Origin of the sequence: Streptomyces sp. P9(2023) (assembly GCF_032436795.1) — a bacterium.
GTDB lineage: Bacteria > Actinomycetota > Actinomycetes > Streptomycetales > Streptomycetaceae > Streptomyces.
Window position 1 is genome coordinate 1 of the sequence record NZ_JAUPWM010000516.1, and the last position, 268, is coordinate 268.

1 protein-coding gene is annotated in these 268 nt (G+C 48.5%); it reads right to left on the reverse strand.

Translation table 11 applies throughout. The features are described from left to right. Positions 1-249: glycosyltransferase (locus Q5762_RS40220; RefSeq protein ID WP_399495609.1), on the reverse strand; the 249-nt coding region annotated here is incomplete at its 3' end. Between the last annotated feature and the right edge of the window lie 19 nt (positions 250-268).

Genomic DNA, 268 nt, shown 5'->3' on the forward strand with positions numbered 1-268 from the left:
GTGCGGAAAAATGGGTGTTAGGCCGCAGGCCATAGCCTCCGCTATTGAAAAACCAAACCCTTCGCTTCTTGAAGTGCAAACAAGATAGTCTACACTGCGGTATGTAAGAGCCACCTCAGCATCGCTTAGAGGACTCACAATTTGACGGAAATAGACACGGTCCGCAGACAGGTCCAGTGTTACAAATTTCCCCACACGGCGCATTTGATGTCTGTATGTACTCATGCCACTTAAGACATCATGGCCCATAACTATGAGCCTGGCATTC